Genomic DNA, 15,669 nt, shown 5'->3' on the forward strand with positions numbered 1-15,669 from the left:
GAATACGGACCCGTTACGGGATGGGCCGCGGCGGCGCGCCGGCGTACCCTTCCACCATGGAAATAAACTGGATTTCAGGCGATTCGGGCGCGATCGCCTTTGGCCGCCACACCTTCGATCCGGAGCGCTGCGAACTGCGCACCGCGGGTGGTGCGCCGGTACCGCTGGGGCAGCGCGCCGCCCGCCTGCTGCAGGCGCTGATCGAAGCGGGCGGCCGGGTGCTGAGCCGGGACGACCTGCTGCGGCGCGCCTGGCCGGGCCGGGAGATCGACGACGGCAACCTGCGTGTGCAGATCGCCGCGCTGCGCCGCGCGCTGGCGGACGACCGCGCGCTGATCGGCACCGTGGCCGGCCGCGGCTACCTGTTCGCCGGCCGGGCCGAGCGCCGCCCGGCCGCCCGGTCGCGCCTGCCGCGGCCGGCCGTGCCGCTGGTCGGCCGTGCGCCGCGGGCCGCTGCCGCTCCAGCCGATAGCGTGCCGGTCGCCGCCGCGCCGGGTGGCCGCATGCCGGGCGCCGACGTTTCGGTCGAGTCTGTGCTGGCGCGCGTCGCGGCGACCCGTTTCGTCACGCTGGCCGGCGCCCCCGGCATCGGCAAGACGGCACTGGCGCTGGCCGCCGCGCACCGCCATGCCGGCACGGCGGCCTGGGCCGAACTCGACGCGGCCGGCACGGAAGAGGACATGCTGGCCATCGTGGCCGAGGCCCTGGGCCTGCCGGCGCGGCTGCGCTGGAGCTCGGCCGCCATGCTGGCATCCGCGCTGCCGTCCGCGCTGGATTGCCGTCCCGTGCTGCTGGTGCTGGACAATTGCGAACACCTGGCCGATGCCTGCAGCCGGCTGGTGGAAACGCTGCTGTGCCAGTCCCCGGCCCTGTGCGTGCTGGCCACCAGCCGGCAGCCGCTGATGGCCGGCGGCGAAACCGTGGTACGCGTGCCGGCCCTGGACCTGCCCGCGCCGGGGGAGGGCGATCCCGCGCGGCTGGCCGGCAGCGGCGCCGTCGCGCTGTTCGTGGCGCGGGCCGCCGCGGCGACGGCGCTCGCCGGCGGCGCGTTCGCGCCGGATGCGCCCGGCCTGGCGGCGATTGCAACGATCTGCCGCCGGCTGGACGGGTTGCCGCTGGCGATCGAACTGGCCGCCGCACAGGTGCCCGGCCTCGGCCTGCAGCGCATCGCGGCGGGGCTCGACGATGTGCTGCGGCTATTGCAGGGGCCGTCCGCCACCGCGACCGCGCGCCACCGCACGCTGCGCGCGGCGCTGGACTGGAGCTACGTGCTGCTGCCGGCGGCGGCGCAGCGCGCGCTGCGCCGGCTGGCCGAACTGCCGGCCTGGTTTACGCTGGACGAAGCGGCCGCGCTGCTGCGGCCGGTTTTCTCCAGCCATGAAACGATCGACAGCCTGGCCGCGCTCGCGGCCCACTCGCTGCTGGTCGTCGAGCATGGGCAGCAGGCCCGCTTCCGTCTCCTCGCTACAACACGCGCCTATGCCTTGTCGCTCGATAGGAATTGAGCGGTTCAGGAAAAAAGGCGTCATTTCACCGCAGAATGATCAAGAAAATGATCGTTCTGCTCAAATAGCAAGCATCTGATACCAAAATTGATATTGCAAATTGGTAAAATTTGATTGGATCGATTTCGGCTGCGCGCCTAAGATCGGTCCAGGCCAGCAGTTCGCGCTGTATGGTCTTGCTGTATCCAGAACAACATAACAAGCAAAAAGAAACGTCGGAGACCTTGAAGCCATCTCCCCAGGCAGCGTGCCCGGCTCCACTTCTTCCATCCCGAACGTTTCAAGCGCCTCGTTGACGGTCATCACCGGAACGGTTCGCCCATTGGTCCGCGCCTTGCCCCGTGCAGGGCGCGGTAGAAGTACCGCGGTCGCAGGCTGCGCGGTTGCAGGCTGCGCAGTTCAAAGCTGCGCAGTTCAAAGCTGATACTGCAGCGTGACACCCCAAGGCCGCGCGGGCTCCGGCTCGCGCAGCCATGCTATTGAAGAGGAAGACATGGAGACTCAAAAACTCACCACGCTGGAGAAGGTCGGCTTCGGCGCCGGCGACATGGCGCTGAACGTCGTGATCTCGTCGATGATGCTGATCATTACCTTCTTCTACACCGACATCTACGGCCTGCGCGTCGAAGACCTGGCGATGCTGCTGCTGGTCGTGAAGGTGGTCGGCGCGATTTCCGACCTGGCGATGGGGCAGATCACCGACCGCTATACCAACAAGTGGGGCCGCTACCGGCCGTGGTTCCTGTTCCTGGCCGTGCCGTACGGGATCTCGGTGTTCTTCGTCTTCATGACGCCGGATTTCCAGTATGACGCCAAGCTGCTGTGGGCCTATTCGACCTATATCCTGATGACGCTGATGACCTCCGGCGTCGGCGTGTCGTACATCTCGCTGCCCAGCGCGCTGACGGCCGATCCGCAGGAGCGCCTGTCCGCCAACGGCTACCGGCTGTTCTTCGCCAAGATCGGCGCGTTCATGGTGACCATCATCGTGCCGATCCTGGCCGAGCGCTGGGGCCACGGCAACCCGGCCGCCGGCTACCAGGCCGCGATGGCGGTGATGGCGGCGATGGGCGTGGCCCTGTTCCTCTTCTGCTTCTTCACCACCACGGAGCGGGTGCGCCACGTGGTCGAGCGCCAGTCGCTGGCGGCGCAGCTGAAAGTGCTGCTGAAGAACGACCAGTGGCTGCTGCTGTGCGGCGCCTGCGTGACGGGCACGATCGGCTACGTGATCCGCGGCTCGGTGGCGATCTACTATGCCAAGTACTACCTGGGCGGCGACGCGGCCGTGGTATCGGCCTTCCTGTCGACCGGCGTGGCAGCGGCGATCCTGTCGATGGTGGCGTCCACGTGGATCACCAAGTCGTACTGCAAGGTCAAGCTGTTCCGCAACTCGCAGATCATGGTGGCGCTGATCAGCGTGGCGATCTACGTGTTCGTCAAGCCGGGCGACATGATGCTGGCGTTCGTCCTGTACTTCCTGTTGTCGTTCATCGTCGACCTGCATGCGCCGGTGTTCTGGTCGGCCATCGCCGAGACCATCGACTACGGCCACGTGAAGACCGGCAAGCGCGTCTCCGGCTTTGCCTTCGGCGGCATCTCGGTGTGCCAGAAGGCCGGCATGGGCATCGCCGGCGCCATCGTCGGCGGCCTGTTCACGTATTTCCACTACGTGCCGAACGCCATGCAATCGGCGCATGCGCTGAACGGCATCGCGCTGATGCTGACCGTGATCCCCGGCTTCTTCCACCTGCTGATGGGCCTCTTCATGTTCAAGTACCGCATCAGCGATTCCTATTACGTCGAGCTGAAGGCCGACATGAACAAGCGCGGCTACGCAGCCGGCTGACCATTGAACGATCGAAAGTAACAACATGACGCAAACCGTAGAAAAACTCGCCCCCCTGATCCTGCAGCGCGCCGATCCGCACATCTACCGCCACAGCGACGGCTACTACTACTTCACCGCCTCGGTGCCGCAGTACGACCGCATCGAGATCCGCCGCGCCACCACGATCGCCGGCCTGGCCGAGGCCACGCCGAAGGATGTGTGGACCAAGCCGGACAGCGGCCCGTACAGCGAACTGCTGTGGGCCCCGGAACTGCACTACAACGAAGGCGCCTGGTACGTGTACTTCGCCGCCGCGCCGAGCCGCGACATCAAGGACGACCTGTTCCAGCACCGCATGTACTGCGTGCGCAACCAGAATGCCAACCCGCTCGACGGCGAGTGGGAGTTCATGGGCCAGATCGACACCGGCATCGACTCGTTCTGCCTGGACGCCACCACCTTCACCCACAAGGGCCAGCTGTACTACCTGTGGGCGCAGAAGGACAAGGAAATCCGCGGCAATTCGAACCTGTACATCGCGCCGATGAGCAATCCGTGGACCATCGCCGGCAAGCCGGTCATGCTGAGCAAGCCCGAGTACGACTGGGAAATCGAGCGCTTCTGGGTCAACGAAGGGCCGTCGGTGGTCAAGCGCAACGGCAAGGTCTTCATTTCGTACTCGGCCAGCGGCACCGGCATCGAATATGCGATGGGCCTGCTGTGGGCCGATGAAAATGCCGACCTGCTCGACCCGGCATCGTGGACCAAATCGAAGGAACCGGTACTGCAGAGCTGCCTGGAACACGGCATCTACGGCCCTGGCCACAATTCGTTTACCGTCTCGGAAGACGGCGAAGGCGTGATGCTGGTGTACCACGCGCGCACGTACACGGAAATCATCGGCGACCCGCTGTGGAACCCGGACCGCCACACCTTCGTGAAGCCGCTGCGCTGGGACGAGCAGGGCATGCCGGTGTTCGGCCGTCCGTCGATCGCCTGACCCGCATCGAGCGGAGAGGCGCGGCACCGGCGATTCCCACCATATAACGGACGACACGCGGAGGCACGACGATGTGGCAGGCTGAATTTCTGGAAAGAGAAAATGAGCGGGACCTCCTGCAGCCGCTGATCGAGCAGCGCGCCGATCCGCACATCTACCGCCACACGGACGGCTATTACTACTTCACCGCATCGGTGCCGCAGTACGACCGCATCGAGCTGCGCCGCGCGAAGACGATCGAAGGCCTGGCCTCGGCCCAGACCCGCACGGTGTGGCGCAAGACTCCCGGCGGCCCGTGCGCGGACCTGGTATGGGCGCCGGAAATCCATTGCAACGGCGGCGACTGGTACGTGTACTTCGCCGCCGCGCCGTCGCGCGAGCCCAGGAACAAGCTGTTCCAGCACCGCATGTACGCGCTGCGCAACACCAGCGCCAATCCATTGACGGGCGACTGGGAATTCCTGGGGCAGGTGGACACCGGTATCGACACGTTCTGCCTGGACGCCACCACGTTCAGCCACAAGGGCCAGCTGTACTACCTGTGGGCGCAGAAGCGCGACGACATCGAGGGCAACTCGAACCTGTACATCGCGCCGATGAAGACGCCATGGCAGATCGGCGGCGAACCGGTCATGCTGAGCAAACCGGAGTTCGCCTGGGAGTGCCACGGCTTCCGCGTCAACGGCGGGCCGGCGGTGCTGAAGAAGAACGGCAGGATCTTCGTCAGCTACTCGGCCAGCGCCACCGACCATAACTATGCGATGGGGCTGCTGTGGGCCGACGAGGACGCGAACCTGCTGGACCCCGCCTCGTGGACCAAGTCGCGCGAGCCGGTGCTGCAGACCTGCTTCGAACACAAGATCTATGGTCCGGGCCACAACAGTTTCACGGTCGCCGAGGATGGCGCAACCGTGCTCCTGGTGTACCATGCGCGGACTTATACTGAAATCGAGGGCGATCCGCTGTGGAACCCGGATCGCCATACTTTCGTCAAACCCCTGCGCTGGCGCGATGACGGCATGCCGGACTTCGGCCGGCCCTCAGTGGCGTGATGTGGCGTGATGTTGCGTGATGTTACGTGAATGCCGGCGCTTTCCAGGAACAGATACGGATGGAATTGAGCATTGAGCAGGAACCGTTCGGCACCGCGCCGGACGGCCAGGCACTGAGCCTCTATACGCTGCGCAACCGCAGCGGCATGGTCGTCAAGATCACGAACTACGGCGGCATCATCACCGAGCTGCACGTCCCCGACCGGCAGGGCAACCTGGCGGACGTGACGTTCGGCTTCGACGAAGTCGCGCCATACTTCACCGACGCGGTGCCGTATTTCGGCGCCCTGATCGGCCGCTACGGCAACCGCATCGCCGGCGGCCGCTTCACGCTGGACGGCCAGCCGGTACAGCTGGAAGTCAACAACGGCCCGAACCACCTGCACGGCGGTTCGCTCGGCTTCCACAAGCAGGTATGGCACGCCGTGCCGCTGGTGACGGACCTGACGATCGGCCTGAAGCTGACGCTGACGAGCCCGGACGGCGACCATGGCTATCCCGGCAACCTGGACGTGACGGTCACCTACGAGCTGAACGACGCCAACGAACTGCTGGTGAAGTACAGCGCGACCACCGACAAGGCCACGCCCGTCAACCTCACGCACCATGCCTACTTCAACCTGGCCGGCCGCGGTTCGATCCTCGATCACGAACTGACCATCCACGCCGACCGCTACACGCCGATCGATGCCGACTCGATCCCGCTCGGCCCGCTGGCGCCGGTCGAGGGTACACCGTTCGACTTCCGCACGCCGCAGACCGTGGGTTCCCGCATCGATGTTGCCGACGAGCAGCTGAAGAACGGCCTCGGCTACGACCACAACTTCGTGCTGAACAAGCCGGATGCCAACGTGCTGAGCCTGGCCGCCACGCTGCGCGACCCGTCCTCGGGCCGCGTGCTGGAACTGTATACCCAGGAGCCGGGCGTGCAGTTCTACAGCGGCAACTTCCTCGACGGCTCGCTGTCCGGCAAGGGCTGGCAGTTCGGCCACCGCGAAGCGCTGTGCCTCGAACCGCAGCACTACCCCGATTCGCCGAACCGGCCCGACTACCCGAACACGATCCTGCGTCCCGGCGAAACGTATTCCACCCGTTCGCTGTACCGGTTTACTGTTCAGTCCTGAAGCAAAAATTGGGGACGGACCCTGTTTTTCAGGAAATTTCCTGAAAAACAGGGTCCCTCCCCATATTTTTTGGGGCAACGATATCTTTTTTCATATCGCTGATCATTTTTTATTCATTGGAATAGAATCATTCCATTCTTTAACATTCGTAAATCAAAGCTCGGCGGGGGATTTCAATTCGGCGGGCGCAGAACAACTCTGGAGAAGCGAATGTCTGAGACGAAAAAGAATGTAAAGCTGCGGTCCGCCGAATGGTTCGGCACGCAGGACAAGAACGGTTTCATGTACCGCAGCTGGATGAAGAACCAGGGCATTCCGGACCATGAGTTCCAGGGCAAGCCCATCATCGGTATCTGCAATACCTGGTCCGAGCTGACCCCTTGCAACGCCCACTTCCGCAAGATCGCCGAGCACGTCAAGAAGGGCATCATCGAGGCCGGCGGCTGGCCGGTCGAATTCCCCGTGTTCTCCTCCGGTGAATCGAACCTGCGCCCGACCGCGATGCTGACCCGTAACCTGGCGTCGATGGACGTCGAGGAATCGATCCGCGGCAATCCGATGGATGCCGTGGTGCTGCTGGTCGGCTGCGACAAGACCACCCCCGCGCTGCTGATGGGCGCCGCATCGTGCGATATCCCGGCGATCGTCGTCACCGGCGGCCCGATGCTGAACGGCAAGCTGAACGGCAAGTCGATCGGCTCCGGCACCGCCGTCTGGCAGCTGCACGAGCAGGTCAAGGCCGGCGAGATCTCGATGCATGACTTCCTGGCCGCCGAGGCGGGCCACTCCCGCTCGGCCGGCACCTGCAACACGATGGGCACCGCCTCCACGATGGCCTGCATGGCCGAAGCACTGGGCACGTCGCTGCCGCACAACGCCGCGATCCCCGCCGTCGACGCGCGCCGCTACGTGCTGGCGCACATGTCCGGCATGCGCATCGTCGACATGGTGTGGGAAGACCTGCGCCTGTCGAAGATCCTGACCAAGGAAGCGTTCGAGAACGCGATCCGCGTGAACGCCGCGATCGGCGGTTCGACCAACGCCGTGATCCACCTGAAGGCGATCGCCGGCAGGATGGGTGTAGAGCTCGAGCTGGAAGACTGGACCCGCGTGGGCCGCGGCACGCCGACCGTCGTCGACCTGCTGCCGTCGGGCCGCTTCCTGATGGAAGAGTTCTACTACGCCGGCGGCCTGCCGGGCGTGCTGCGCCGCCTGGGCGAGAACGGCCTGCTGCCGCACAAGGACGCGCTGACCGCCAACGGCAAGACGATCTGGGAAAACAACAAGGAAGCGCCGATCTACGACGAGGAAGTGATCCGTCCGATCGACAATCCGCTGATCAAGGATGGCGGCATCTGCATCCTGCGCGGCAACCTGGCGCCGCGTGGCGCCGTGCTGAAGCCGTCCGCCGCCTCGCCGCACCTGATGCAGCACCGCGGCCGCGCCATCGTGTTCGAGGACTTCGACCACTACAAGACGCGCATCCTCGATCCGGACCTGGACGTCGATGAAAACTGCGTGCTGGTGATGAAGAACTGCGGCCCGAAAGGCTACCCGGGCATGGCCGAAGTGGGCAACATGGGCCTGCCGCCGAAGATCCTGGCCAAGGGCATCAAGGACATGGTGCGCATCTCCGACGCGCGCATGAGCGGCACCGCCTACGGTACCGTGGTGCTGCACGTGGCGCCGGAAGCGATGGCCGGCGGCCCGCTGGGCATCGTCAAGGATGGCGATATCGTGTCGCTGGACTGCGCCGGCGGCCGCCTCGACCTGGAAATCTCGGACGAAGAGATGGCCCAGCGCCTGGCAGCCCGCGCCGAGGAAGCCAGCAAGGATCTGCCGAAGTCCGGCTACGCCCAGCTGTACGTGGACCACGTGCTGCAGGCCGACGAGGGCTGCGACTTCGACTTCCTGGTCGGCATGCGCGGTTCCAAGGTGCCGAAGCACTCGCACTGATCCTGGCGCACTGACACTTTTGCACTGACACTTTTCGCCGGCGCCGCTGCCCACTCCCACCCCCTCGTGGCGGCGCCGGCACCCAATCAATCGAGACGTCCGCGGCGGCAGGCAATGCGTGTCGCGGATGGCTCCAGGAGACTCCCGATATGCTGCTCGTACAGTTCAAGAACAAAGAAGGCGCCCGCCACGTTGGCATCCTGGAAAACGGCACGCTGCGCGTGATCGACGGCTACACCACCACCTACGCGCTGGCCCAGGCCGCGATCCGCAACAAGCAGGGGCTGGCCGCGCTGGCCGAAGCATCCGCCGGCGCGACGACCGTCGCCTACGCCGACGTCACCCCGCTGGCACCGCTGGATCATGAAGACGCCGCCCACACCTACGTGACCGGCACCGGCCTGACCCACCTGGGTTCGGCGGACGCGCGCGACGCGATGCACAAGAAGATCGGCGGCGACGTCGAGACCCTGTCCGACTCCATGAAGATGTTCCGCATGGGCGTCGAGGGCGGCAAGCCCGCGGCAGGCGAGGCCGGCGTGCAGCCGGAATGGTTCTACAAGGGCGACGGTTCGATCGTGGCCGCCACCAACGAAGCGCTGGCCATGCCCGACTTCGCGCTGGACGGCGGTGAAGAGCCGGAAATCGCCGGCCTGTACGTGATCGGCGACGACGGCCAGCCGTACCGCCTCGGCTACGCCATCGGCAACGAATTCTCCGACCACGTCACCGAACGCCAGAACTACCTGTACCTGGCCCATTCGAAGCTGCGCGTGTGCGGCGTGGGCCCGGCGCTGCTGGTGGGCGAACTGCCGGCGCACATCGACGGCGTGTCGCGCGTGCTGGACACCGACGGCAAGGTGCGCTGGGAGAAGGCCTTCGTCTCCGGCGAGAACAATATGTCGCACACCATCGCCAACCTGGAACACCACCACTTCAAGTACCAGCTGTTCAAGCGCCCGGGCGACGTGCACGTGCACTTCTTCGGCACCGCCACGCTGAGCTTTGCGGACAACATCTCCGTGCAGCCGGGCGAGACGTTCGAAGTGGAATCGCCGGCCTTCGGCCCGGCCCTGCGCAACAAGCTGACCGTGGTCGAAACGCAAGTGGCGCAGGTCAAGGCCTTATGACCGCAAGCCCGACGATTGCAAGCCCGACGATTGTAAGCCCGACGATTACCGGCGAATCGCTGATCGGCGGCGTTGCCGTCAAGGGCAACGGCGGCGACTTCAAGGCCTGGAACCCGGGCCTGAACCAGCACATCGAGCCGTCGTTCCAGACGGCCGATGCGGACCAGATCGACCAGGCCTGCCGCCTGGCCGGCGCCGCGTTCGACACCTTCCGCGCCACCACCGACACGGAACGCGCGGCGTTCCTGGAAACGGTGGCCGCCCAGATCCTCGCCCTCGGCGACGAACTGATCGAACGCGCGATGGCGGAAACGGGCCTGCCGCGCGCACGCCTGGAAGGCGAGCGTGGCCGCACCGTCAACCAGCTGAAACTGTTCGCCGACCTGCTGCGCGAAGGCTCGTACCGCGACGTGCGGATCGATTCCGCGCTGCCGGACCGCGTGCCGCCGCGCCCGGACCTGCGCTATCGCCTGATCGGCGTGGGCCCGGTTGCCGTGTTCGGCGCATCGAATTTCCCGCTGGCGTTCTCGGTCGCCGGCGGCGATACCGCGTCGGCCTTCGCCGCGGGCTGCCCGGTCGTGCTGAAGGCGCACCCGGCCCACCCCGGCACGTCCGAACTGGTCGGCCGCGCGGTGGCGAAAGCGGTCGAACTGTCCGGCCTGCCGGCCGGCGTGTTCGCGCTGCTGACCGGTGTCGGCAACGCCATCGGCCAGGCGCTGGTGGCGCATCCGGAGATCCAGGCGGTCGGCTTCACGGGTTCGCGTTTCGGCGGCATGGCCCTGATGGCCGTGGCGGCGGCACGTCCGCAGCCGATCCCGGTGTACGCCGAGATGAGCAGCATCAATCCACTGTTCCTGCTGCCGGGCGCCCTGAAGGCGCGCGGCGTTGATATTGCCCAGCAGTTCGCCGGGTCGCTGACGCTGGGCGTGGGCCAGTTCTGCACCAACCCCGGCCTGGTGCTCGGCATCGCCGGCCCGGACTTCGACGCCTTCGCCCATGCCGCGGCTGCCGCGCTGGGCGGCGTGGCGGCGGGGACGATGCTGACCGCCGGCATCGCCGGCGCCTACCAGCAGGGCGTGGCCGCGCTGGCCGGCCAGGAAAACGTCAAGACGCTGGCGCTGGGCGCGCACGAAGAAGGCAGGGGAGGCGCGGCGCTGTTCGTCACGTCCGCCGATGCGTTCCTGGCGCAGAAGGCGCTGCACGGCGAAGTGTTCGGCCCGGCATCGCTGCTGGTGGCCTGCCGCGACGTGGAGGAAATGCGCCACGTGACGGCGCACCTGGAGGGACAGCTGACCGCCACGCTGCAGCTGGAGGAAGAGGATTACAATGCCGCCGCCACGCTGCTGCCGGCGCTGGAACGCAAGGTCGGCCGTATCCTCGCGAACGGCTTCCCGACCGGCGTCGAAGTGTCGACGGCGATGGTGCACGGCGGCCCGTTCCCGGCCACGGCCGACGGCCGCAGCACCTCGGTGGGCACCGGTGCCATCCTGCGCTTCCTGCGTCCGGTGTGCTACCAGAACCTGCCGCAGCCGCTGCTGCCGGACGCGCTGCGCGACGGCAATCCGCTGGGCATCTGGCGCCGCCATGACGGCGTGCTGGGCAAGGAATGACCGACAAGGTCGCACGTAAATTGTTGGATAAGAACGGGAGACAGAGCATGACTGATTTTGCCAAGTTCGGCAGCCTGCGCGGCAAGCGCGTATTCGTGACCGGCGGCGGCACCGGCATCGGTGAGGCGATCGTTGCATCGTATGCGGAGCAGGGCGCGGTCGTCGCGTTCGTCGACATCGCGAAGGAAGCCAGCCTGGCGCTGGTCGAGCGCATCAAGGCCGCCGGCCATCCTGCGCCGCTGTACCGCTACTGCGACATCACCGACATTCCGGCGCTGCAGAACACGATCGCCGAACTGGCGGCCGAGATCGGCGACTTCGACGTGCTGGTCAACAACGCCGCCAACGACCAGCGCCACAAGCCGGAAGAAGTGACGCTGGAATACTGGAACGAGCGCATCGCCATCAACCAGCGGCCGATGTTCTTCACCTGCCAGTCCGTGCTGGAAGGCATGAAGAAGAAGGGCGGCGGCTCGATCATCAACATCAGCTCGATGTCGTGGCATGCCAAGAACGCCGGCTACCCGGTCTACGGCACCACCAAGGCCGCCGTGATCGGCCTGACGCGCTGCCTGGCGCGCGACTTCGGCCCGCACAACATCCGCGTCAATACCGTGACGCCGGGCTGGGTGATGACCCAGCGGCAGATCGACCTGTGGGTCGACGACGCCGGCGAAGCGGAGATCAAGCGCGCCCAATGCCTGCCGGGCAAGCTGATGCCGGAACACGTGGCCGCGATGATCCTGTTCCTGGGCGCCGACGACAGCGCCATGTGCACCGGCCAGGAATTCATCGTCGACGCCGGCTGGGTGTAAGCACGCGGCCCCGAGGCACATCCACCCCGGTCCGATGGGCCAGGGTGGTTTTTACGCTTCACACAGTCCTGTGTTGTAGTTCCGATCGCAGCACGCTGCCCACGGCAGCGCTTTTCATCGTCACGACCATGAAACCTGCCTTGTACCGGATACTGGCGGCATCGGCACTTGCCGTGCCCGCCGTTGCATTTTCCCAGCCTTCCCCGCAAACCGTCGCCAGCCCGGACGGCAAGCTGGCCGTCACCGTCGCGCAGGCGAAGGACGGTGGCGCCACCTATGCCATCACGCGCGCCGGCAAGCCCGTGCTGCGCGATTCGAAGCTGGGCCTGTCGTTCGACGCTGCCGATTTCACGACGAAGCTCGGTGCGCCGGAAGTGTCGCCCGCGCGCGAAGTCCGCGAGCAGTACGAGCTGGTGTCCGGCAAGCGCCGCCACGTCGCATATGCCGCCAACGAACGCACCTGGCGCTACCTGAACGGCGACGGGCAGTCGCTGGAGATCACGTTCCGCGTGTCGAACGATGGCGTGGCGTTCCGCTACACGGCGCGCGCGCCGCAGCTGAAATTCAGGGAAGAGGCGACCACGTTCGCCTTCGCCCCGCAGGCGCGCGCCTGGCTGCAGCCGATGTCGGTGGCGAAGACGGGCTTTGCCCGTACCAATCCGTCATACGAAGAACACTACCGGGCCGATATCCCGGTGGGCACGGCCGCGCCGCTGGGCGCCGGCTGGGTGTTCCCGGCGCTGTTCCGCACCGGGGACCGCAGCGACCCGACCTATGTTGCGCTGACCGAGGCGAACCTGGACGGCACGTTCCATGCATCGCGCCTGGCCACGCAGTCGCCGGGCGGCGAATACCGCATCGCCGGCCCGGCCCCGCAGGAAACCTATACCGATGGCGCGCTGCTGGCCGCCGCCACCGGGCAGATGACCACGCCGTGGCGCGTGCTGGCGATCGGCAGCCTGGCCACCGTCGTCGATTCCACGCTGGGCACCGACCTGGCCGCGCCCGCCCAGGGCGTCGAGACTTCGGGCATTCCCGCCTGGATCAAGCCGGGCCAGTCGTCGTGGAGCTGGGCGATCCTGAAGGACGACTTCACCACGTTCGGCACGCAGAAGCAGTTCATCGACTATGCCGCCGACATGGGCTGGGAATACACGCTGATCGACGCGTACTGGGACCAGAAGATCGGCTATGAGAAAGTCAGGGAGCTGGTCGAGTACGCGAAGCCGAAAAATGTCGGCATCCTGGTCTGGTACAACTCGGCCGGCGCGTGGAACGACACCGACATGACGCCGCGCGGCAAGCTGCTGACGTCCGCCGACCGGCGCGCCGAGTTCGCAAAACTGCGCGCGATGGGCGTGAAAGGGATAAAAGTCGACTTCTTCGGCGGCGATGGCCAGTCAATGATCGACTACTACGTCGGCATCCTGCGCGACGCGTACGACGCCCAGCTGCTGGTCAACTTCCACGGCGCCACCTTGCCGCGCGGCTGGTCGCGCACCTGGCCGAACCTGGTGACGGCGGAGGCCGTGCGCGGCTTCGAATTCGGCACCTTCGAACAGAAGGACCAGGACCCGGTGGCAGGCCACGCGGCCATGCTGCCGTTCACGCGCAACCTGTTCGACCCGATGGATTTCACGCCGATGGTGTTCGGCGATATCCCGAAGATCAGGCGCGCCACGCGCAACGGCTTCGAGCTGGCCGAGTCCGTGCTGTTCGTCTCCGGCATCCAGCACTTCGCCGAAGTCCCGCAGGGCATGGCCGGCGTGCCGGACTACGTCAAGGACTTCCTGCGCGCGCTGCCCGATCGATGGGACGACAGCCGCTTCGTCGCCGGCGAACCGGGCAAGTATGCCGTCATCGCCCGCCAGGCCGGCGGCAAGTGGTACGTGGCCGGCTTCAACGGCGCCGCGCAGGATCGCACCGTGGCGCTGGACCTCGCCTTCATCGGCAAGGCAGGGAAACTCATTACCGACGGCGCCGGCGAGCGCGCCTTCGCGCAGGCGGACATCAAGGCATCAGGGAAAACCAGCATCAAGCTGAAAGCACGTGGCGGCTTCGTTGCCGTCTTCGAATAAAAACCATATCAGGAGATCTTTCATGATCAAACGCACCATCCTCGCACTCTCGCTGGCCGTCTGCGGCAGCGCTTTCGCACAGGTCGCCGTCACCATCGACACGGCCAAGCCGGGCCCCGTCATCGACAAGAACGTGTACGGCCAGTTCGCCGAGCACCTGGGCACCGGCATCTATGAAGGCATGTGGGTGGGTCCCGACTCGAAGATCCCGAACACCAAGGGCTGGCGCAAGGATGTGGTGGGCGCGCTGAAAGACCTGCACGTGCCGCTGGTGCGCTGGCCGGGCGGCTGCTTCGCCGACGAATACCACTGGAAGGACGGCATCGGCCCGCGCAGCAAGCGCCCGGTGAAGGTCAACACCAACTGGGGCAACGTCACCGAGGACAACGCCGTCGGCACGCATGAATTCTTCGACCTGGCCGAGCTGCTGGGCGCGCAGGTGTACATCAACGGCAACCTCGGTACCGGCTCGGTGCAGGAGATGAGCGAGTGGATCGAGTACATGACGTCGCCGAGCAAGTCGACCCTGGCCGAGATGCGCCGCAAGAACGGCCGCGACAAGCCGTGGAAAGTCGACTTCTTCGCCGTCGGCAACGAGATGTGGGGCTGCGGCGGCAACATGAACCCCGAGCACTACGCCAACCTGTACAAGAACACCACCACCTTCATCCGCGCGCCGAAGGAATTCAAGCCGCAGATCATCGCCAGCGGCGGCCACACCGACGACGTGAAATGGGCCGACGTGCTGACGCGCGAAGTCAAGAACGACATGGCCGGCGTCAGCTTCCACTACTACACGATCCCGACCGGCAAGTGGGAAGTGAAGGGCGCCGCCACCGGCTTCCCGGAAGCCCAGTGGTTCAGCACCATGCAGAACACGCTGAAGATGGACAAGTTCATCCGCGACAACAAGGCCGTGATGGACAAGAACGACCCGGAGAAGAAGGTTGGCCTGTTCGTCGACGAGTGGGGCACCTGGTATGACGTGGAACCGGGCACCAACGCCGGCTTCCTGTACCAGCAGAACAGCCTGCGCGACGCTGTCGTCGCCGCGCTGAACTTCAACATCTTCCATGAACACGCGGACCGCGTGCGCATGACCAACATCGCGCAGATGGTCAACGTGCTGCAGGCGATGATCCTGACCGACAAGACGCGCATGGTGCTGACGCCGACCTACCATGCGTTCAAGATGTACGTGCCGTTCCAGGATGCGACGTCGCTGCCGGTGACGCTGGCGAACAACACCGCCTACAGCGCCGGCACCGAGGCGGTGCCGCAGGTGAGCGCCTCGGCCGCGCGCGGCAAGGATGGCAAGGTGTACCTGGCGCTGGTGAACACGGACCCGAACAAGGCCACCGAAGTCACGGTCAACGTCGGCAGCACCGGTGCGGCCAACTCAGCTGCCAAATTCACCGGCCAGGTGCTGACCGCCGCGAAGATGGATGCGCACAATACCTTCGACGCACCGAACGCCGTGAAGCCGGCCGCGTACAGCGCGCAGGCCGCCGGCGGCAAGCTGACCGTCCAGCTGCCCGCGAAATCCGTGATCGTCGGCGCCGTCGAGTAAG

The 15,669-nt window shown here is 66.0% G+C and carries 12 protein-coding genes; 11 read left to right on the forward strand and 1 reads right to left on the reverse strand.

The window, feature by feature from the left end; translation table 11 throughout:
- Positions 1-56: 56 nt before the first annotated feature.
- On the forward strand, positions 57-1,505 hold the full coding sequence (locus ACY34H_RS12335; protein ID WP_464977785.1) for an ATP-binding protein: 1,449 nt from the start codon (positions 57-59) through the stop codon (positions 1,503-1,505).
- Between the two features lie 60 nt (positions 1,506-1,565).
- Here the strand turns inward: ACY34H_RS12335 and ACY34H_RS12340 are convergent, their stop codons facing one another.
- A complete protein-coding gene (locus ACY34H_RS12340; RefSeq protein WP_464977786.1) occupies positions 1,566-1,811 on the reverse strand; it encodes a hypothetical protein in 246 nt (81 codons plus the stop codon).
- Between the two features lie 187 nt (positions 1,812-1,998).
- Here ACY34H_RS12340 and ACY34H_RS12345 point away from each other — a divergent pair, with 187 nt between their 5' ends.
- From ACY34H_RS12345 to ACY34H_RS12390, 10 genes are all read left to right on the forward strand, one after another.
- Positions 1,999-3,351, forward strand: a complete 1,353-nt coding sequence (locus tag ACY34H_RS12345; RefSeq protein WP_464977787.1) for an MFS transporter — start codon at positions 1,999-2,001, stop codon at positions 3,349-3,351.
- Between the two features lie 25 nt (positions 3,352-3,376).
- Complete coding sequence (locus ACY34H_RS12350) at positions 3,377-4,333, forward strand: glycoside hydrolase family 43 protein (protein WP_464977788.1); 957 nt, start codon at positions 3,377-3,379, stop codon at positions 4,331-4,333.
- A gap of 71 nt (positions 4,334-4,404) precedes the next feature.
- Complete coding sequence (locus ACY34H_RS12355) at positions 4,405-5,385, forward strand: glycoside hydrolase family 43 protein (RefSeq protein ID WP_464977789.1); 981 nt, start codon at positions 4,405-4,407, stop codon at positions 5,383-5,385.
- 59 nt (positions 5,386-5,444) lie between these two features.
- On the forward strand, positions 5,445-6,509 hold the full coding sequence (locus tag ACY34H_RS12360) for an aldose epimerase family protein (protein ID WP_464977790.1): 1,065 nt from the start codon (positions 5,445-5,447) through the stop codon (positions 6,507-6,509).
- 210 nt (positions 6,510-6,719) lie between these two features.
- Positions 6,720-8,465, forward strand: a complete 1,746-nt coding sequence (locus ACY34H_RS12365) for an IlvD/Edd family dehydratase (RefSeq protein WP_464977791.1) — start codon at positions 6,720-6,722, stop codon at positions 8,463-8,465.
- Positions 8,466-8,614: 149 nt separating this feature from the next.
- Positions 8,615-9,595, forward strand: coding sequence for an AraD1 family protein (araD1, locus tag ACY34H_RS12370; RefSeq protein WP_464977792.1), 981 nt, complete (start codon positions 8,615-8,617; stop codon positions 9,593-9,595).
- Positions 9,592-11,205 carry an aldehyde dehydrogenase (NADP(+)) gene (locus tag ACY34H_RS12375; RefSeq protein ID WP_464977793.1) on the forward strand — a complete coding sequence of 538 codons (1,614 nt, stop codon included), beginning with the start codon at positions 9,592-9,594 and terminating at the stop codon, positions 11,203-11,205. Before araD1 ends, ACY34H_RS12375 begins: the two co-directional genes overlap by 4 nt.
- A 47-nt stretch (positions 11,206-11,252) precedes the next feature.
- The gene (locus ACY34H_RS12380; protein WP_464977794.1) at positions 11,253-12,020 is read left to right on the forward strand and encodes an SDR family NAD(P)-dependent oxidoreductase; all 768 of its coding nucleotides are present in this window, start codon (positions 11,253-11,255) and stop codon (positions 12,018-12,020) included.
- 128 nt (positions 12,021-12,148) lie between these two features.
- The gene (locus ACY34H_RS12385; RefSeq protein WP_464977795.1) at positions 12,149-14,098 is read left to right on the forward strand and encodes a glycoside hydrolase family 97 protein; all 1,950 of its coding nucleotides are present in this window, start codon (positions 12,149-12,151) and stop codon (positions 14,096-14,098) included.
- 22 nt (positions 14,099-14,120) lie between these two features.
- Complete coding sequence (locus tag ACY34H_RS12390) at positions 14,121-15,668, forward strand: alpha-N-arabinofuranosidase (protein ID WP_464977796.1); 1,548 nt, start codon at positions 14,121-14,123, stop codon at positions 15,666-15,668.
- Position 15,669 lies beyond the last annotated feature (1 nt).

It is taken from the genome of Pseudoduganella sp. jia 9 (genome assembly GCF_055502615.1).

Bases quoted from the DNA above. Each gene is read 5' to 3' on its own strand.
- ACY34H_RS12335 (WP_464977785.1), top strand. From the start codon at position 57: ATGGAAATAAACTGGATTTCAGGCGATTCGGGCGCGATCGCCTTTGGC.
- ACY34H_RS12345 (WP_464977787.1), top strand. From the start codon at position 1,999: ATGGAGACTCAAAAACTCACCACGCTGGAGAAGGTCGGCTTCGGCGCC.
- ACY34H_RS12350 (WP_464977788.1), top strand. From the start codon at position 3,377: ATGACGCAAACCGTAGAAAAACTCGCCCCCCTGATCCTGCAGCGCGCC.
- ACY34H_RS12355 (WP_464977789.1), top strand. From the start codon at position 4,405: ATGTGGCAGGCTGAATTTCTGGAAAGAGAAAATGAGCGGGACCTCCTG.
- ACY34H_RS12360 (WP_464977790.1), top strand. From the start codon at position 5,445: ATGGAATTGAGCATTGAGCAGGAACCGTTCGGCACCGCGCCGGACGGC.
- ACY34H_RS12365 (WP_464977791.1), top strand. From the start codon at position 6,720: ATGTCTGAGACGAAAAAGAATGTAAAGCTGCGGTCCGCCGAATGGTTC.
- araD1 (WP_464977792.1), top strand. From the start codon at position 8,615: ATGCTGCTCGTACAGTTCAAGAACAAAGAAGGCGCCCGCCACGTTGGC.
- ACY34H_RS12375 (WP_464977793.1), top strand. From the start codon at position 9,592: ATGACCGCAAGCCCGACGATTGCAAGCCCGACGATTGTAAGCCCGACG.
- ACY34H_RS12380 (WP_464977794.1), top strand. From the start codon at position 11,253: ATGACTGATTTTGCCAAGTTCGGCAGCCTGCGCGGCAAGCGCGTATTC.
- ACY34H_RS12385 (WP_464977795.1), top strand. From the start codon at position 12,149: ATGAAACCTGCCTTGTACCGGATACTGGCGGCATCGGCACTTGCCGTG.
- ACY34H_RS12390 (WP_464977796.1), top strand. From the start codon at position 14,121: ATGATCAAACGCACCATCCTCGCACTCTCGCTGGCCGTCTGCGGCAGC.